General features: G+C 44.1%; 13 protein-coding genes. 6 read left to right on the top strand and 7 right to left on the bottom strand.

The window, feature by feature from the left end; all coding sequences use genetic code 11:
* Window positions 1–163 precede the first annotated feature (163 nt).
* Entirely contained in the window at window positions 164–1,969 is a 1,806-nt protein-coding gene (gene uvrC, locus Q3W13_RS00470) for an excinuclease ABC subunit UvrC (RefSeq protein WP_302860462.1), read from the top strand.
* 74 nt (window positions 1,970–2,043) lie between these two features.
* Here the strand turns inward: uvrC and gldN are convergent, their stop codons facing one another.
* The 6 genes from gldN to Q3W13_RS00440 all read right to left on the bottom strand — a co-directional run bounded on the left by gldN (window position 2,044) and on the right by Q3W13_RS00440 (window position 8,989).
* Complete coding sequence (gldN, locus tag Q3W13_RS00465) at window positions 2,044–3,018, bottom strand: gliding motility protein GldN (protein ID WP_302860460.1); 975 nt, start codon at window positions 3,016–3,018, stop codon at window positions 2,044–2,046.
* A gap of 7 nt (window positions 3,019–3,025) precedes the next feature.
* On the bottom strand, window positions 3,026–4,564 hold the full coding sequence (gene gldM, locus Q3W13_RS00460) for a gliding motility protein GldM (protein ID WP_302860459.1): 1,539 nt from the start codon (window positions 4,562–4,564) through the stop codon (window positions 3,026–3,028).
* A 39-nt stretch (window positions 4,565–4,603) separates the two neighbouring features.
* On the bottom strand, window positions 4,604–5,413 hold the full coding sequence (gldL, locus tag Q3W13_RS00455) for a gliding motility protein GldL (RefSeq protein ID WP_302860458.1): 810 nt from the start codon (window positions 5,411–5,413) through the stop codon (window positions 4,604–4,606).
* A gap of 52 nt (window positions 5,414–5,465) precedes the next feature.
* Window positions 5,466–6,785 carry an SUMF1/EgtB/PvdO family nonheme iron enzyme gene (locus Q3W13_RS00450; protein ID WP_302860457.1) on the bottom strand — a complete coding sequence of 440 codons (1,320 nt, stop codon included), beginning with the start codon at window positions 6,783–6,785 and terminating at the stop codon, window positions 5,466–5,468.
* Window positions 6,786–7,272: 487 nt separating this feature from the next.
* Window positions 7,273–8,037: a uroporphyrinogen-III synthase gene (locus tag Q3W13_RS00445; RefSeq protein ID WP_302860455.1), complete on the bottom strand. Its 765-nt coding sequence runs from the start codon at window positions 8,035–8,037 to the stop codon at window positions 7,273–7,275.
* Between the two features lie 19 nt (window positions 8,038–8,056).
* The gene (locus Q3W13_RS00440; protein ID WP_302860454.1) at window positions 8,057–8,989 is read right to left on the bottom strand and encodes a DUF4271 domain-containing protein; all 933 of its coding nucleotides are present in this window, start codon (window positions 8,987–8,989) and stop codon (window positions 8,057–8,059) included.
* A gap of 208 nt (window positions 8,990–9,197) precedes the next feature.
* On the opposite strand from Q3W13_RS00440, the gene hemW reads away from it, so the two are divergent.
* Complete coding sequence (hemW, locus tag Q3W13_RS00435; protein WP_302860452.1) at window positions 9,198–10,319, top strand: radical SAM family heme chaperone HemW; 1,122 nt, start codon at window positions 9,198–9,200, stop codon at window positions 10,317–10,319.
* Here hemW and Q3W13_RS00430 read toward each other — a convergent pair.
* A complete protein-coding gene (locus tag Q3W13_RS00430; RefSeq protein ID WP_302860451.1) occupies window positions 10,316–10,732 on the bottom strand; it encodes a hypothetical protein in 417 nt (138 codons plus the stop codon). The genes hemW and Q3W13_RS00430 overlap by 4 nt on opposite strands.
* A 220-nt stretch (window positions 10,733–10,952) precedes the next feature.
* Here Q3W13_RS00430 and Q3W13_RS00425 point away from each other — a divergent pair, with 220 nt between their 5' ends.
* From Q3W13_RS00425 to Q3W13_RS00410, 4 genes are all read left to right on the top strand, one after another.
* Complete coding sequence (locus tag Q3W13_RS00425; protein ID WP_302860449.1) at window positions 10,953–11,501, top strand: fasciclin domain-containing protein; 549 nt, start codon at window positions 10,953–10,955, stop codon at window positions 11,499–11,501.
* Window positions 11,502–11,688: 187 nt separating this feature from the next.
* Window positions 11,689–12,564 (top strand): cupin-like domain-containing protein, encoded by an 876-nt coding sequence (locus Q3W13_RS00420; protein ID WP_302860448.1) that lies wholly within the window; start codon window positions 11,689–11,691, stop codon window positions 12,562–12,564.
* A 208-nt stretch (window positions 12,565–12,772) separates the two neighbouring features.
* The gene (locus Q3W13_RS00415; protein ID WP_302860446.1) at window positions 12,773–13,654 is read left to right on the top strand and encodes a cupin-like domain-containing protein; all 882 of its coding nucleotides are present in this window, start codon (window positions 12,773–12,775) and stop codon (window positions 13,652–13,654) included.
* A gap of 70 nt (window positions 13,655–13,724) precedes the next feature.
* Window positions 13,725–14,003, top strand: coding sequence for a hypothetical protein (locus Q3W13_RS00410; RefSeq protein ID WP_302860445.1), 279 nt, complete (start codon window positions 13,725–13,727; stop codon window positions 14,001–14,003).
* Window positions 14,004–14,058: the final 55 nt, after the last annotated feature.

Below are 14,058 nucleotides of genomic sequence, written 5' to 3'. Positions count from 1 at the left end.
AAGCAACCTCTGCAAAGTACAGTCATGAACCAGATGCTCGTTTTAACCCGTAAGCGTCAGCTGGTGACCGTATGAATTTTGAACCTTTTATTAGCATGCGCAGGGATTGCTTCCTTCCTCAAAATGACGCATGACTATTACCTGGGTTATTGTGAAAATGACTATGACTAGTGTATTTGATTATCGTTCCATATTAAAAAACATACCTCATAAACCCGGTGTTTATCAATACTGGGACGAGGAAAAGGAACTTATATATATAGGTAAGGCAAAAGACCTGCGCAACCGTGTCAGCAGCTATTTTAATAAGGATAACCATGTCAATGCAAAGACCAAAGTACTGGTTTCCAAAATACGAAATATCACATTTACGATAGTTGATACAGAAGTTGATGCCTGGCTGCTGGAGAACAGCTTGATTAAAAAGCACCAGCCACGTTATAACGTGATGCTCAAGGATGATAAAACCTACCCCTGGATCATCATCAAGAATGAAAACTATCCCCGCATTTTCTGGACCAGGCGCATCATACGCGACGGATCAAAATACCTCGGCCCGTATGCCTCGGTGAGCATGATGCACAACATACTGGAACTGATAAAAGAAACGTTTCCGCTGCGCACCTGCAACCTTGCGCTCACCCGCGAGAATATCGAGAAAGGAAAATTTAAGGTTTGCCTTGAATACCAGTTAGGCAATTGCAAAGGCCCTTGCCAGGATTACCAGACCGAGGAAGACTATAACCATAACATTGAGGAGATAATGGATATCCTGAATGGCAAAATTGGCTCTGTGCTGCGCGAGTTGAAAGCCGATATGGAAAAGGCCGTGTCTGAAATGAACTTTGAATATGCCCACCGGCTGAAACGGAAGTTTGAGTTGCTGGAAAACTATCAAAGTAAGTCGACCGTTGTAAATTCATCCATTACCGATGTGGATGTGTTCAGCATCGCCTCCGAAGAAAAATATGCGTTTGTTAATTACTTAAAGGTGATGAATGGTACCATTATCCAAACGCAAACTATTGAGTTAAAAAAACGGCTGGATGAAAGCGATGAAGAATTGCTCACTCTCGCCATTTCCGAATTCAGAACCCGCTATAACAGTCACTCACGGGAAATCATCGTGCCTTTCAATATCGATTTGGAAGATGAAAAAATAAAGTTCACGGTACCCAAGCTTGGCGAGAAAAAGAAATTGCTCGACCTGTCACAAAAGAATGTGCATTTCTTTAAGCGGGATAAGCTGGACCAGTACGAAAAGCTTAACCCCGAAGTGCGTACCGAACGGCTGCTCACCCAAATGATGAAAGATTTGAGGATGAACCAATTGCCACGCCATATTGAATGCTTTGACAATTCCAACTTCCAGGGTAAATACCCCGTATCAGCAATCGTAGTTTTTAAGGACGGTAAGCCCTCAAAAAAAGACTACCGCCACTTTAACGTAAAGACCGTTGAAGGACCGAACGACTTTGCCACCATGGAAGAGGCCGTTCACCGCCGCTACCGCCGCATGCTGGATGAAGGCACAGAGCTTCCGCAACTGATAGTTATAGACGGTGGCAAGGGGCAGCTTTCCGCGGCCATGAAAAGCCTGAAACTGTTAGGCATAGAAAAGCAGGTAACCGTCATCGGCATTGCGAAACGTTTGGAAGAACTTTATTACCCCAACGACCAATATCCATTATATCTTGATAAAAAGTCGGAAACCCTGAAAGTAATCCAGCACCTGCGTGACGAGGCGCACCGCTTTGGGATCACTTTCCATCGTAAAAAGCGCGACAAGGGAACGTTGGTAACCGAATTGGAACTGATTGAAGGCATAGGTAAAACCACAGCTGAAAAACTGCTCAAATACTTTAAATCAGTAAAGAAGGTGAAAGCTGCTACCGAAGCGGAATTGCAGGAGGTTGTGAACTTAAAGCAGGCAAAAGCGATTGTAAGTTACTTCGGACAGGAATCATAGCCAGGGGGTAAATTAAAAAAGCCCCTGTATCACAGAGGCTCCATATATCTTTCTGACTACCGGGCTTTTCCAAACTATTCCTGCCACAACGTCAGCTCCCAGTCGGCAAGATTCTTCTTTATTCTTTCTGCCTCATAGAGCCTGTCGATACCGTTCATATAGTCCTTGATGCGTTCATCTTTATCGTTAGATTCCTTAACAATATAGCTCGTAAACAATCTCTTAACAAGTGCATCGTCAAAGCTCAACCCCGTCGCATCATTACTACGGTTAACTACTTCCTTGGTAGCCAGCACATGCCTTGCTTCAGGGAAGTAAATCCAGAATGCCGGCTGGTAATCTTCGGTAGCGCCAACTTTCACTTTCACCATAGGTGCGATGCCTATAATGCGTGGTTCAAAAATAGAACGCTGCCTGTCGAATATCCAGTCTTCCTTGATTCTATACTTTACCACACTGTCAGGATTAAATTCGCCGGCCTGCACAGTAGATCCTATCTTGTTACCGTTCGCATCAAACTTATCAACCACAGCGCTGTCAGCCATTCTGCTCCTTGCTTTCCCCTGTGCCAACGGAACTAAGAACCTGTCGCCTCCCGGGTCATCCTTAGTGGGTGTTGGGTCATACGCGGTCATCTCACCAGCGTCAACAGCGGCTAATATCACATTAATTAAAGGCTGTTTAGGAGAAGCCAGGTATTGGTTCATTTTTTCGCGTACATCAATCTCCCGCCAGATACGTTTAACAAACGCAGCATCCGACTCCCTCAGGTTAGGATATGGCGTTACCCTGGCGCTTAAGATATTGCTTTTCTTAAAATAACCATCCAACGGGGCTTCAAAAGGTTTTTTCTTTGAAGTATCGGCCGGCGCCGCGCTAACGCCGCCATTAGGGCTTCCTAAGTTTACGGGATTGTTAGGATTAGCCGTCGAAGGCTGCTGCGACTGCTGTGTGGCAGCGGGGGTTGCAGCAGGCTTTTTATTCCTGCGCCTTTGTGCATAGCCCGAAACGCAGGCAAGGCAAAGTATGGCAATTAAAATCTTTTTCATAATCATTCTAATTAGCGCTAAACGCTATCGGGTCAAGTCCCTGTTGTACTCCATCCGGACCGACAGCTATAATATCCTTAAACACTACGGTTGAACCGGGGGTAACCGAGCTCATAGCCGTACGCATCTGGCTGGTAAGTTCGCCGCCGTTCGCTGTATATATAATCACGTCCTGGCGTGGCTTTGCAACCAGCAGTGTGAACCGTGTAATATTAAATTTAGCGTCGAATTCAAAATTTTCAAGCTTGGCAAATAACCTGTCCTGCGCCCTTAAATTAGCAGCACTGGTTACACCACCGCTTCTGCCCGCAAAAGCTGCCTTTGGTGGAGGAATGCGCTTCACACGAAATACAGTGCTGCCCAGGAATGATACCTTACCAGGTGTTAGCTCGCCAGAAACAGAAACAGTAGCCTCCCCTATGCTGCTGACAGTGGCCGTATATTTACCATTTGAACCGCTCAGGCTGCCGCTGCTTATCGATACTTTTAATTTTTCTTTAGGAACGCCCGGCGCTGAAACCGAAACAGGGTTTGGTACGCCGATGTACAGCACATTCATTTTATCAGGCGATACTACGGCCGACGGGCGCGCAACCATATAAGTTTGCGGCGGTGTTGTATAAGTTTTTATCGTTCCGTCAGTTTGCTTTACGTTGATCGTAGCCTGCCATGTGTGAGGTCCTTCACTGCTGGTGCTGCCGTTGTATTTACCCTTTCCTGCCTCGACAGCTAACGGAGAGCCACCGACTGTAATATTCGGAGACAGCTTTGAGTCATACGCAGTAAGAAATACATCAGCAGTATAGGGCTGCCCAACCAATACATAGCTTGTTGGAGCTACTGCGACCGCAGCAAACTGGTCCAGATTTACCTGCGCCTGGTCAACTTCGCCCAAAATACGTTTTACAACTTCATTTTCAGCACTTTTGGCATCGGTCTGAATTTTTGCCAGGGTTGTCATAGCAGCACCCAGCGGAATACCGTCACCAAAATATGCTTCCTCCCATGATTTTCTGGGACCCTGACCTGCAGTGGTCTTAGGTTCAGTGGCATCAAGGGAGAAATTAATTCCCTGGCGCTCCCTGTCATTCAACTGTGCCAGCAAAGCTTCTTTTGTCTGCTCGATCTTTTCACGCAGTTCTTTTCCCTTTCCTTCGGTTACCATTACACGTGGCGAAATATCGAGGTTATCACGGGCGTCTACGTCATTTGTTGTAGGGTTTATACCACCGCCTTCCTGCAATAACTGGTCTCTCAGGGTTTGAACATACGAAACAAGGGAATTTGCAATCTCACTGGCCTTTTTTGCCTTTGCGTATATTGGCTTTGCTCTTTCAGCCTGTTCTTTAAGTTTGGTTTTTTCGAAAGCCGAATAGGTGTCGTCAATGCCTTTACCAACATTTTTGGTAGATGTATCGAGACTGTTTGTTACGTTACGAAGTGCGTCCAAAAAACTATCGGGGATACTTAATGCTACCAGGCCCAAAAGCACCAGGTACAGAATGCCCATCATTCGTTGTCTTGGGGTTTGTTTACCTCCAGCCATTTGTTAAATGTTTTTTCTGATTAAAAATGTACCCTATAATTACTGAACACGCGGCTGATTCATAGCAGAAAGCATATTGCCATATATCGAGTTTAATGTCGACAGGTTTTTAGCCAGGCGGCTCACTTCTTCCTTAAACTGCTTCGAGTCGTTTGCCGAATCGTTAAAGTTGCTAAGGGTAACAGCCATATCAGCATAAAACTTGTTCATTGATTTCAGGTGGTTGCTTGAATCCTGCAACTCCAATTCATAAACCGCATTCAGCGACGTTAAATTTTTGGCCATCTTCTGCACCTGCTCATGGTATGATTTAGAATCGATGTTTGAAGCCGCCATTTCCGCCAGGTTAGCTGAAGCCTTTTCGAACTGTGCACCCAGTGCATCGTAGCTTGCGGTAGCCTGTTTTATTTTGTTGGTGAACGCAATTGTAGCATCGCCGGCATCGGTTACGCGTGAAATTGAATTTACTTTATCGCCAAACGTGCGTAATCCATTGGCAAGGCTGTTGATCAGTTCAGGACCAATTTTTGCCTCAGCAAGCATGGCATCAAGAGCGGCGGTATTCGAAAAGCTATCACCCACAGGCATGGCTTTTCGCGAAGCAGCTTTTGGCAACTCGCCATCATAGTCTTCATCAAGTTCAGGATAGGCGCGTCTCCAGTCAATTTCCTTTTCTTCACGCTGGAAACCCAACAAAAAGAACAGAATTGCTTCTGCCGATAACCCGCCTGCAATAAACCAGGTGGCGCCCGGCCAGTGCAATATCTTAAACATCAATCCCACAATAACCACCGTTGCACCCCATGATACGATATTATTAATTCCGTAAGGTTGTTTCTTTCCAGCCATAATAATTTGAAGAAAAATTTATAAGTTGTCTTTTAAAATTGGTTTTAAAGTATTAGCGCTTATCTCTTATATCGCGACCGAGATAGTGGGTAACACAACGGAAACCGATATATGATTTTGCGGTATCCTGGTACTCATACGTACGTTTTGAATTTTGAAGGAAAAAGCCAATATCTTTCCACGAACCGCCGCGTACAACTTTACGCTTTAATACTTCGGGGTCAGTTGCCTTAGCCTCATAATTAAAGGTCGGAGCAAGGTCATGCACAAAAGTAGAGGCGGACTCATCAAACGCTGAAAGAGTCCATTCGGCAACATTCCCGGCCATATTATATAAGCCGTAATCATTAGGGAAATACGATTTTACATTTACAGTATAAGCGCCGCCATCGTCGGTGTAGTTACCGCGGCCCGGCTTAAAGTTAGCCAATAAACATCCCTTTGCGTTTTTAGCGTAAGGGCCGCCCCATGGATAATCGGTACCGATCCGGCCGCCGCGTGCTGCATATTCAAATTCAGCTTCGGTAGGCAGGCTGTAAGGCGAGCGGTGCGGCAATTTACGCGAATCTTTGTAAGCGTCGTTATAGCGCGACCGCCACATGGTAAATGCACGCGCCTGGCGCCAGGTAACACCTACTACAGGGTAGTTACGGAACGCAGGATGTGAAAAGTATGCTTCGGTCATCGGCTCGTTGGCGGCGTATGAAAAATCGCTCAGCCAAACCAAGGTATCCGGGTAAACCGGTACAGTATCGCGGATGATGAAATCAGAACGTTTTTTGGTTTTGTCGTTGTGGTAATCGGCTGCATCGCGAAGACTCATCAATGCGTAATTGTATTTTAACAGGCGCACATCCAGCTCATCACGGTCGAATACCCTGTCGTCACCCTGGTAATACATACCCTGCAGCTTTGCAGCATTGCCGGCATTTGCTTTACCTTTTCTTGAACTCATTACAGGGTATTTTTTTACATAAGCCCAGTTAATATACTTTTTGCCGCTTGGATTGGGCGAGGCATTTTTACCCGATTTAAGGTAATATTTATCGTCATTAAGGTAATTGGTAATAGCTATTGAGTCGCGCACCCAGTTTACAAACTGCCTGTACTGGCTGTTGGTTATTTCCGTTTGATCCATAAAGAACGGTGGCTGGGTAACCTGCTTGGTCTGCTCGATCTGGCCGAAGGTGATATCCTGGTCGGTTTGCCCCATCAGGAATGAGCCGCCCGGTATGTAAACCATGCCGTAAGGCACTTCCGCCCTGAATGAGCGTTGCGGGACGCCCGTCAGTTCCCCCCTGTCGCCACCCTTGCCGCAGCCGCTAAGAATTCCTACTGCCAAAACGGCGACTAAAAAGTATAATTGTTTCATCTTAAAAATCAAAGTTTGCTATATAAATATAACACAAAGCGACCCCCGAATATATTAATTTTGACGGACTAAAATACAAAAAACATTTTTTATCAGTCAAACTACGCTATTTATAGTTAAAAACACTTTAAACCTACAGCTAATAAACACGTAATCTTAATTAATAAACCATTACGGTTTGCAATAGTTTTACACACTTTTACGAATTCCTTATTTGAATGGTTGCAACAAGATCAAATAATTTTGCCACGCCATGCAAATGGCTTATCGCCCCTATAAGTAATTGATTAAGTGAGTTATACATAATTATTAACTTATAAGCTATTTAACCGGTGAACCAGAACTTAAAAATTCAGCAGAGGTTTATACGTAACTGATGCGATTATATATGAACGACTGAGCTCAATAACATATAAAATCAAAAAAGCTCCTGGTAAAACCAAGAGCTCCTGTATGCATGCCGCATGCGGCCTATTTGTATAAAGTATTACTTATTAACCTGCTTTACGTACTGCTCAATAGCCATCGTCATAGAGGGAGCGGCAGGTGTCGGGGCCGGAATATCCATAATCAGCCCTGCTTCCAAAACAGCTTTGTGCGTTGTTGCACCAAACGCCGCAATACGGGTATTGTTCTGTTTAAAATCGGGAAAGTTTTTATAGAGCGACTGTATGCTCGATGGGCTGAAGAAAGCGATTATATCGTAAAACACATCAGCCAGATCCGACAAATCACTGCATACTGTCCGGAAAAGCACTGCGGGAGTAAAGTTGTAGCCATTTTCGAGCAGGAACTTTTGCGTCTCTTCTGCCGCTACATCCGAACAAGGGTAAAGAAACTTTTCGCCCGAATGTTTTTTCAGCACCTCCGCAAGATCCGAAGCGGTTTGCTTGCCAAAAAATATTTTACGCTTACGGTATTGAATATACTTTTGCAGGTATAATGCAATGGTTTCAGACAAGCAGAAGTATTTCATTTCTACGGGTACTTCAAACCTCATTTCTTCGCATATCCGGAAAAAATGATCGGCCGAATTACGGCTCGTAAAAATTACCGCGGTAAAGTCCGCCAGGTTAATTTTCTCCTTGCGGAAATCCTTAGCCGGAACGCCCTCTACATGAATAAATGACCTGAAATCAATTTTCAGATTAAGCTTTTTAGCAAGCTCGGCGTATGGATTCTTGTCATTTTCAGGCTTAGGCAAAGTAACTAAGATGCTTTTAACCTTTTTCTTTCTCTCTTCCAAATTCAATGTTTAACTGCCAAAAAAATTATATATTAAGTGCCTTAATCAAAATTAAAATTGGGCAAATTTCGAGGGCACAAAGATAGACAAATAAATAAAATTTAGGAAATCGAATGTTAGAAATGATACTCACGCTGTTGCGCAGGTATTGCCATGCGAAAATTACCGCTATTGCGACAAGAGTAAAAATCAGCAGATCCTGAACATAAATGCCAGAAAGCAGGCTGAAGCATACCGAAACCGCCAGGAACAAAAATGCAAAATTAAAATAGGTAAGGTTTAGTATGCCTACATAAGTACTTACCACCTTGCCTGCGTTGAAAACAAATCCAAGAAATTTCAATACCAGGAACTTGAGCGCAAAGAGTAAGCTTATAATGATGGAAAGGTTAATGAATAACCAGAACTCTTTGCCGATGCCAATATCGCCCACATTATTGTAGGCCATCAATTGATATAAAAACAGCCCCGAGCACAGGCTGAACAATACGAACAAACCCATAAACGCCCAGAAGCTAATCAGCCCGCCCTCCTTGTCGGCTTGCCCCACCACCTGCTTGCTATAAAATGACCGGAGCACAGATTTTAAATCATTGCCGAGGAAAATGTTAAGCAGGGCAGTATAAATTAATAATCCTATCGCGGTTATCAGTACCCAATGACTTCTGAAAGTGCGCAATGTCCCTCTGTTCATATCCTTGTGCACAAGGGGCCGGCCCTTGCCGGTAAACAATGAATCGATACCGCCAAAAGGGTTTTTGAACAAGGCTTTCAAAAATTGATTCTCGCGCAATGAATCCGGTCTGAAAAGCGCCATACCTATAGAGTCGGCGATCAATTGCTCGCGGGCTTCCCTGGCGATAGCCGCAGAATCCTGGCGAACGTAAGCAGGCCGGGCCTGTGCGGACAATGGAATGCTGTCTTTCTTTTTCGCTGTCGAATCTTGTTGCGCATACATAGCTGTGCACCAAAACAAAACCATAAAAAAACAGCAAATAGTTAAACGCATTGTATACCCTGCAATTATGCCGCAAAATTACCCAATTAGTTAGTTGTTTTATAGCATGCAGATGATTTTTGTGTTAAATTTAGTTATGACTGTATTGGTTTACTGTATTTGATGTTTCCCAGGGCAAAGAATCGCTTTGTTGCCGTACCTTTGCCTCATGGCAGGCATCTACATCCATATTCCTTTCTGCAAACAGGCGTGTTATTATTGCGATTTTCACTTCAGCACTTCCTTAAAATATAAGGATGAATTGTTGCAGGCGCTCATAAAGGAAATCAACCTGCAAAAAACTTACCTGGCTGGTGAAACTATAGAAACTATTTATTTTGGAGGAGGCACTCCATCTATTTTGAGCGCCGGAGAACTTAACCAGCTAACAGAAACAATAACAAGCCTTCATACCGTTGGCTCGAATGCCGAAATTACTATTGAAGCCAACCCTGATGATTTAGATAAAGCGAAATTGCAGGCTTTACGGCAAACAGATATTAACAGGTTTAGCATTGGCATACAATCTTTTTTTGATGATGATTTAACCTGGATGAACCGCGTACACCGGGCAGCAGAAGCAGAAGCATCGGTAAAACGGGCGCAGGATGCCGGTTTTGAAAACATTACCGTTGATTTGATCTACGGTTATCCCCTGCTCACTGAGGCCAAATGGAAGCATAACCTCGATAAGGTATTTGAACTGGATATCCCGCACGTGTCGTCGTATTCCATGACCGTTGAGCCGCAAACCGCGCTGGCATCTTTTATAAAAAAGAAAAAACAGCCGGCGATGGACGAACAACAAAGCGCTGAACAGTTTACGATTTTGATGGACGCTATGCAGAACCACGGCTTTGAGCATTACGAAATATCGAATTTCGCAAAACCGGGCCATTATTCAAGGCATAACTCCAATTACTGGAAAGGTGTAAAATATCTGGGAATAGGGCCTTCGGCGCACTCTTTTAACGGAGAAACACGGCAATGGAATATCGCAAATAATTCAAAATATACGCAGGCGCTTGAAAAAAGTGAGGTGCCCGCAGAGATTGAAGTACTTACTGAAAACGACCGGCTAAACGAATACATAATGACCTCGTTGCGCACTATGTGGGGACTTGATTTAAACAACCTAAATGCTATTGCTAAAGGCGCCTCCGATGATTTAATAAAAGACGCACAACCATTTTTCGAAAAAGGATGGGTACAACAAAGTGAAAATAAAATAACGCTCAGCCGTGAAGGAAAACTTTACGCCGACCATATAGCATCAGAGTTGTTTTTCTAATCCTTTACGGGTGTTTTGCTCTTCTTCCTGTCGCGCGACTCCAGCAAATCAGCTATACTAACGCCTGAACAGGCCGAAATTATAGCAGCCATGGTGCTTACCGGCATCTCATCATCACCGGTAAAGTTTATACATCCCTTCTGAAATTTGGCATGAGGCAAAAGAGCCAAAAATTTTGCATGCAAAACCGGCGAACCATACATGGGAAGGCAGTGTAACGACATATAGTTTTTTACGCTTGAAAGTGCGTACTTCATGTACTTTCTCTCCTTGTACAATATCATTTCCTTTCCCATCATGGATTCGACGACCGGGATAACTGTTTTGTCATTAGCGATGATCGCTTCATGCAGCGCTGTTATGTATCGTTTCCGGTCTTCCGGCAGCGTGTGTAGATATTCTGTTATGTTCATAACTGTACATGCCTTATACTTATAAAGTTAATTCATTTATTGGTAAAATATCAATAAAAAAGGGAGCAAAACCGCATGTTTATACGACCCTGCAGTACGTAATTCAAACCAATTCAGATTAAAAAAACACACAACCCATAGCTATGCGAAATGCCGCTGGCTGCAAAATCCGCCGGTTAACTCACAACGTAATTCCCCTCAAACAACCAAAATCATACAGATGAAAAAATTAATTATTGCGGCCTTTGCATTAGCAGCTATTGCAGTGGCCCCAAACGTAAATGCGCAAACAAAAATGGTTGGCGGCGCAGCCATGTACCCAACAAAAAACATTATTGAAAATGCCGTAAATTCAAACGACCACAAAACCCTGGTTGCCGCCGTTAAAGCAGCGGGACTTGTGGAAACGCTTGAAGGCAAAGGCCCATTCACCGTATTTGCACCAACCGACGAAGCATTCGGAAAATTACCTGCCGGCACGGTAGATAATTTGGTAAAACCGGAAAATAAAGCAACACTGACTAAAATATTAACCTACCATGTAGTGGCAGGCCGCATGAGCAGTAAAGACATTTGGATGGCCATAAAGGCAGGGAAAGGTAAAGCTGAATTAAAAACGGTAGAGGGTGGCACGCTCACAGCTATGGCCGACGGCAAAAAGATTTACTTGGTTGACGAAAAAGGAGGCAAATCATGGGTAACAATAGCCGATGTATTTCAAAGCAACGGTGTGATACACGTAGTGAATACGGTATTGATGCCCAATTAATATGCCGGCTCTTGCAGCTATAAATTTATTAAGTAAAGCCGTTTCGAAAGGAGCGGCTTTTTTACTGGAAACTGCTCACCGGGAACTGCAAACTAAGGACTCATTGTCAGGTTACCATCAAAAACAAGTCACACTATTTTTGCTTTTTTGTGGTTTATATACTTTTGCCCGTTAATTTTGTGTGAGCATGAGTTTGATTCTTTCGCCGATTGATACGGTCGACAATATTACAAGGGACGATTTTATTACTAATTACTTAAACCCGCGTAAGCCGCTTATTATACGCAAGGCCACCGAAAGCTGGCCGGCGCTGCAGAAGTGGACTTTCGATTATCTGAAGCAAGTTGTGGGCGATAAGGTGATACCGTTGTATGACAGTTCAAAGGCCGACCCTGCCAAACCGATAAATGCCGCAGCGGCAGAAATGAAATTTGGCGATTATATCGACCTGATACAAAAAGAACCAACTGATCTGCGTATCTTTCTTTTCGACCCGATAAAGCATGCCCCAGCCCTGCTTGACGACTACCGCTCACCCTCGGATTTAATGGGCGGTTTTTTAGATAAATATCCCAATATGTTCTTCGGCGGGGCCGGCTCGGTTACCTTTCTGCATTATGATATCGACCTGGCGCATATTTTTCATACTCATTTTAACGGCCGCAAGCATGTCATTTTATTCGACCAGAAGTGGAGTGACCGGCTTTACTGCATCCCGTTTGCCACCTATGCTTTAGAGGATTATGATATAGAACACCCGGATTTTAAAAAATTTCCGGCGTTGGACGGCATCGAAGGCCAGGAAGCTTTTTTGGAGCACGGCGACACGCTGTTCATGCCAACCGGCTACTGGCACTGGATGAAATACCTCGACGGCTCATTCTCCATCTCGCTTCGTGCCTGGGACAGATCCTGGGCTATCAAGGCAAAAAGCTTGTATAATCTCACCATACAACGCAAGTTCGACGACCTGATGAAAAAGAATTTTAAAAACCGTTATATGAACTGGAAGGAAGAACTGGCAATAAAAAGAGCAAATAAGGCGATTCAAAATCAGTCTTAAGTCCTGATCTCTGGCATTAGGGTCTGAAGCATTTATCTGGATTGATGATAGCGTAATATTACAGACCTGCCTCATCATTGGGATCATGACCGCATGGGCAATTCTTAACAGTACCTTAATACGCAGTGCCGTATAATTTCGTTAATTTGTTAACTTTCCGGTAATAGGCGCTATTAAAAGCTTATATTGAGACGGAAAATTAAGAACCATGTGCTTCACCCTTAGCCCTATTGATACGGTAGAAAGTATTACCCCCGCCGATTTTACCGCTAACTATTTAAAACCACGCCGTCCGCTTCTGATAAAAGGACTGACCAACAGCTGGCCCGCACGTGAAAAATGGACGCCGGAATATCTGAAAAACGTTGTTGGGAGCAAAGTGGTACCCTTGTATGATAATTCCAAAGCCGACCCTTCAAAGCCGATCAATTCGTCAGCAGCCGAAATGCCTTTTGATAAGTATATCGATTTGATCATGTCGGAGCCTACAGAGCTGCGCATATTTTTCTTTAATATTTTTAAGCAGGCGCCGCAACTTTTGGCTGATATTGCCTTTCCGAAGGAATTAATGGGCGGTTTTATTGAAAGCATGCCGTCCATGTTTTTCGGCGGCTCCAATTCTGTCACTTTTTTGCATTACGATATCGACTTGCCGCATATCTTTCATACCCATTTCGGCGGCAAAAAGCATATCATCCTGTTCGAAAATAAATGGAAGCGCCGTTTATATTGTATACCTAACGCTACCTACGCGCTGGAGGACTATGACGTGTTAAAGCCCGACAGCAAAAAGTTTCCGGCGCTGGAAGGTGTTGAGGGCATTGAATTATTTTTAGAGCACGGCGATACCCTTTTTATGCCGACGGGCTACTGGCACTGGATGAAATATATTGAAGGAGGCTACTCCCTCAGCCTGCGCGCATGGGATGCCTCGATAAGCCGCAAAGCCGCCAGCGTTTATAACCTGGCCGTAAAAGGCGGCTTAGACAGCGTTTTAAAAATGACGTTTAAAGCCAACTATGCCCAATACCGTGAAAAATTGGCTGTAAAATGGGCTAACCGCGAGTTAGCCGCAGGACGCCCATACTAAAAAGCAGGTGAGCAACTGTTTTTTTACAATAATTTAGTCATCCACCATCGGGAATGCGTAAATTTGCAGCATGAAAAGAAGCTTAAAGACAGCGTTTTTCCTGATTGCTTTTGTGCTGATGGTGATCAGTGTTGTTCCGGCTAAAGCGCAGTGTGCCGCATGTGCCGCACAGGTTGAAACCAATACCAGCAACGGCGGTAAAGCTGCAAAAGGCCTTAACGCCGGTATATTGTTCCTGATGTTTGCCCCTTATGCAGCTGTGGGGATAGTAGGCTTTATCTGGTATAAAAAATATCGCCGCAAAAACGTTGACATGGATATCCGCAGCGAGAAGCTGAATCTGAATTAAGTTCATGGTGGCTGGTTCATAGTTCATAGCCGAAAAGGACTTTGTAATCACCGGC

The sequence above is a fragment of the Mucilaginibacter sp. L3T2-6 genome (assembly GCF_030519355.1).
Taxonomy (GTDB): Bacteria; Bacteroidota; Bacteroidia; order Sphingobacteriales; family Sphingobacteriaceae; genus Mucilaginibacter.
The sequence above is the reverse complement of the archived record's forward strand: the minus strand, read 5'-3'. Positions and strand labels throughout refer to the sequence as shown.

Excerpts from the sequence above, each read along its gene's own strand:
- Q3W13_RS00440 (WP_302860454.1), bottom strand. The coding sequence starts at position 8,989 with ATGTATGCGCAACAAGATTCGACAGCGAAAAAGAAAGACAGCATTCCA.
- gldN (WP_302860460.1), bottom strand. The coding sequence starts at position 3,018 with ATGAAAAAGATTTTAATTGCCATACTTTGCCTTGCCTGCGTTTCGGGC.
- hemW (WP_302860452.1), top strand. The coding sequence starts at position 9,198 with ATGGCAGGCATCTACATCCATATTCCTTTCTGCAAACAGGCGTGTTAT.
- Q3W13_RS00420 (WP_302860448.1), top strand. The coding sequence starts at position 11,689 with ATGAGTTTGATTCTTTCGCCGATTGATACGGTCGACAATATTACAAGG.
- Q3W13_RS00410 (WP_302860445.1), top strand. The coding sequence starts at position 13,725 with ATGAAAAGAAGCTTAAAGACAGCGTTTTTCCTGATTGCTTTTGTGCTG.
- gldL (WP_302860458.1), bottom strand. The coding sequence starts at position 5,413 with ATGGCTGGAAAGAAACAACCTTACGGAATTAATAATATCGTATCATGG.
- gldM (WP_302860459.1), bottom strand. The coding sequence starts at position 4,564 with ATGGCTGGAGGTAAACAAACCCCAAGACAACGAATGATGGGCATTCTG.
- uvrC (WP_302860462.1), top strand. The coding sequence starts at position 164 with ATGACTAGTGTATTTGATTATCGTTCCATATTAAAAAACATACCTCAT.
- Q3W13_RS00415 (WP_302860446.1), top strand. The coding sequence starts at position 12,773 with ATGTGCTTCACCCTTAGCCCTATTGATACGGTAGAAAGTATTACCCCC.
- Q3W13_RS00450 (WP_302860457.1), bottom strand. The coding sequence starts at position 6,785 with ATGAAACAATTATACTTTTTAGTCGCCGTTTTGGCAGTAGGAATTCTT.
- Q3W13_RS00425 (WP_302860449.1), top strand. The coding sequence starts at position 10,953 with ATGAAAAAATTAATTATTGCGGCCTTTGCATTAGCAGCTATTGCAGTG.
- Q3W13_RS00430 (WP_302860451.1), bottom strand. The coding sequence starts at position 10,732 with ATGAACATAACAGAATATCTACACACGCTGCCGGAAGACCGGAAACGA.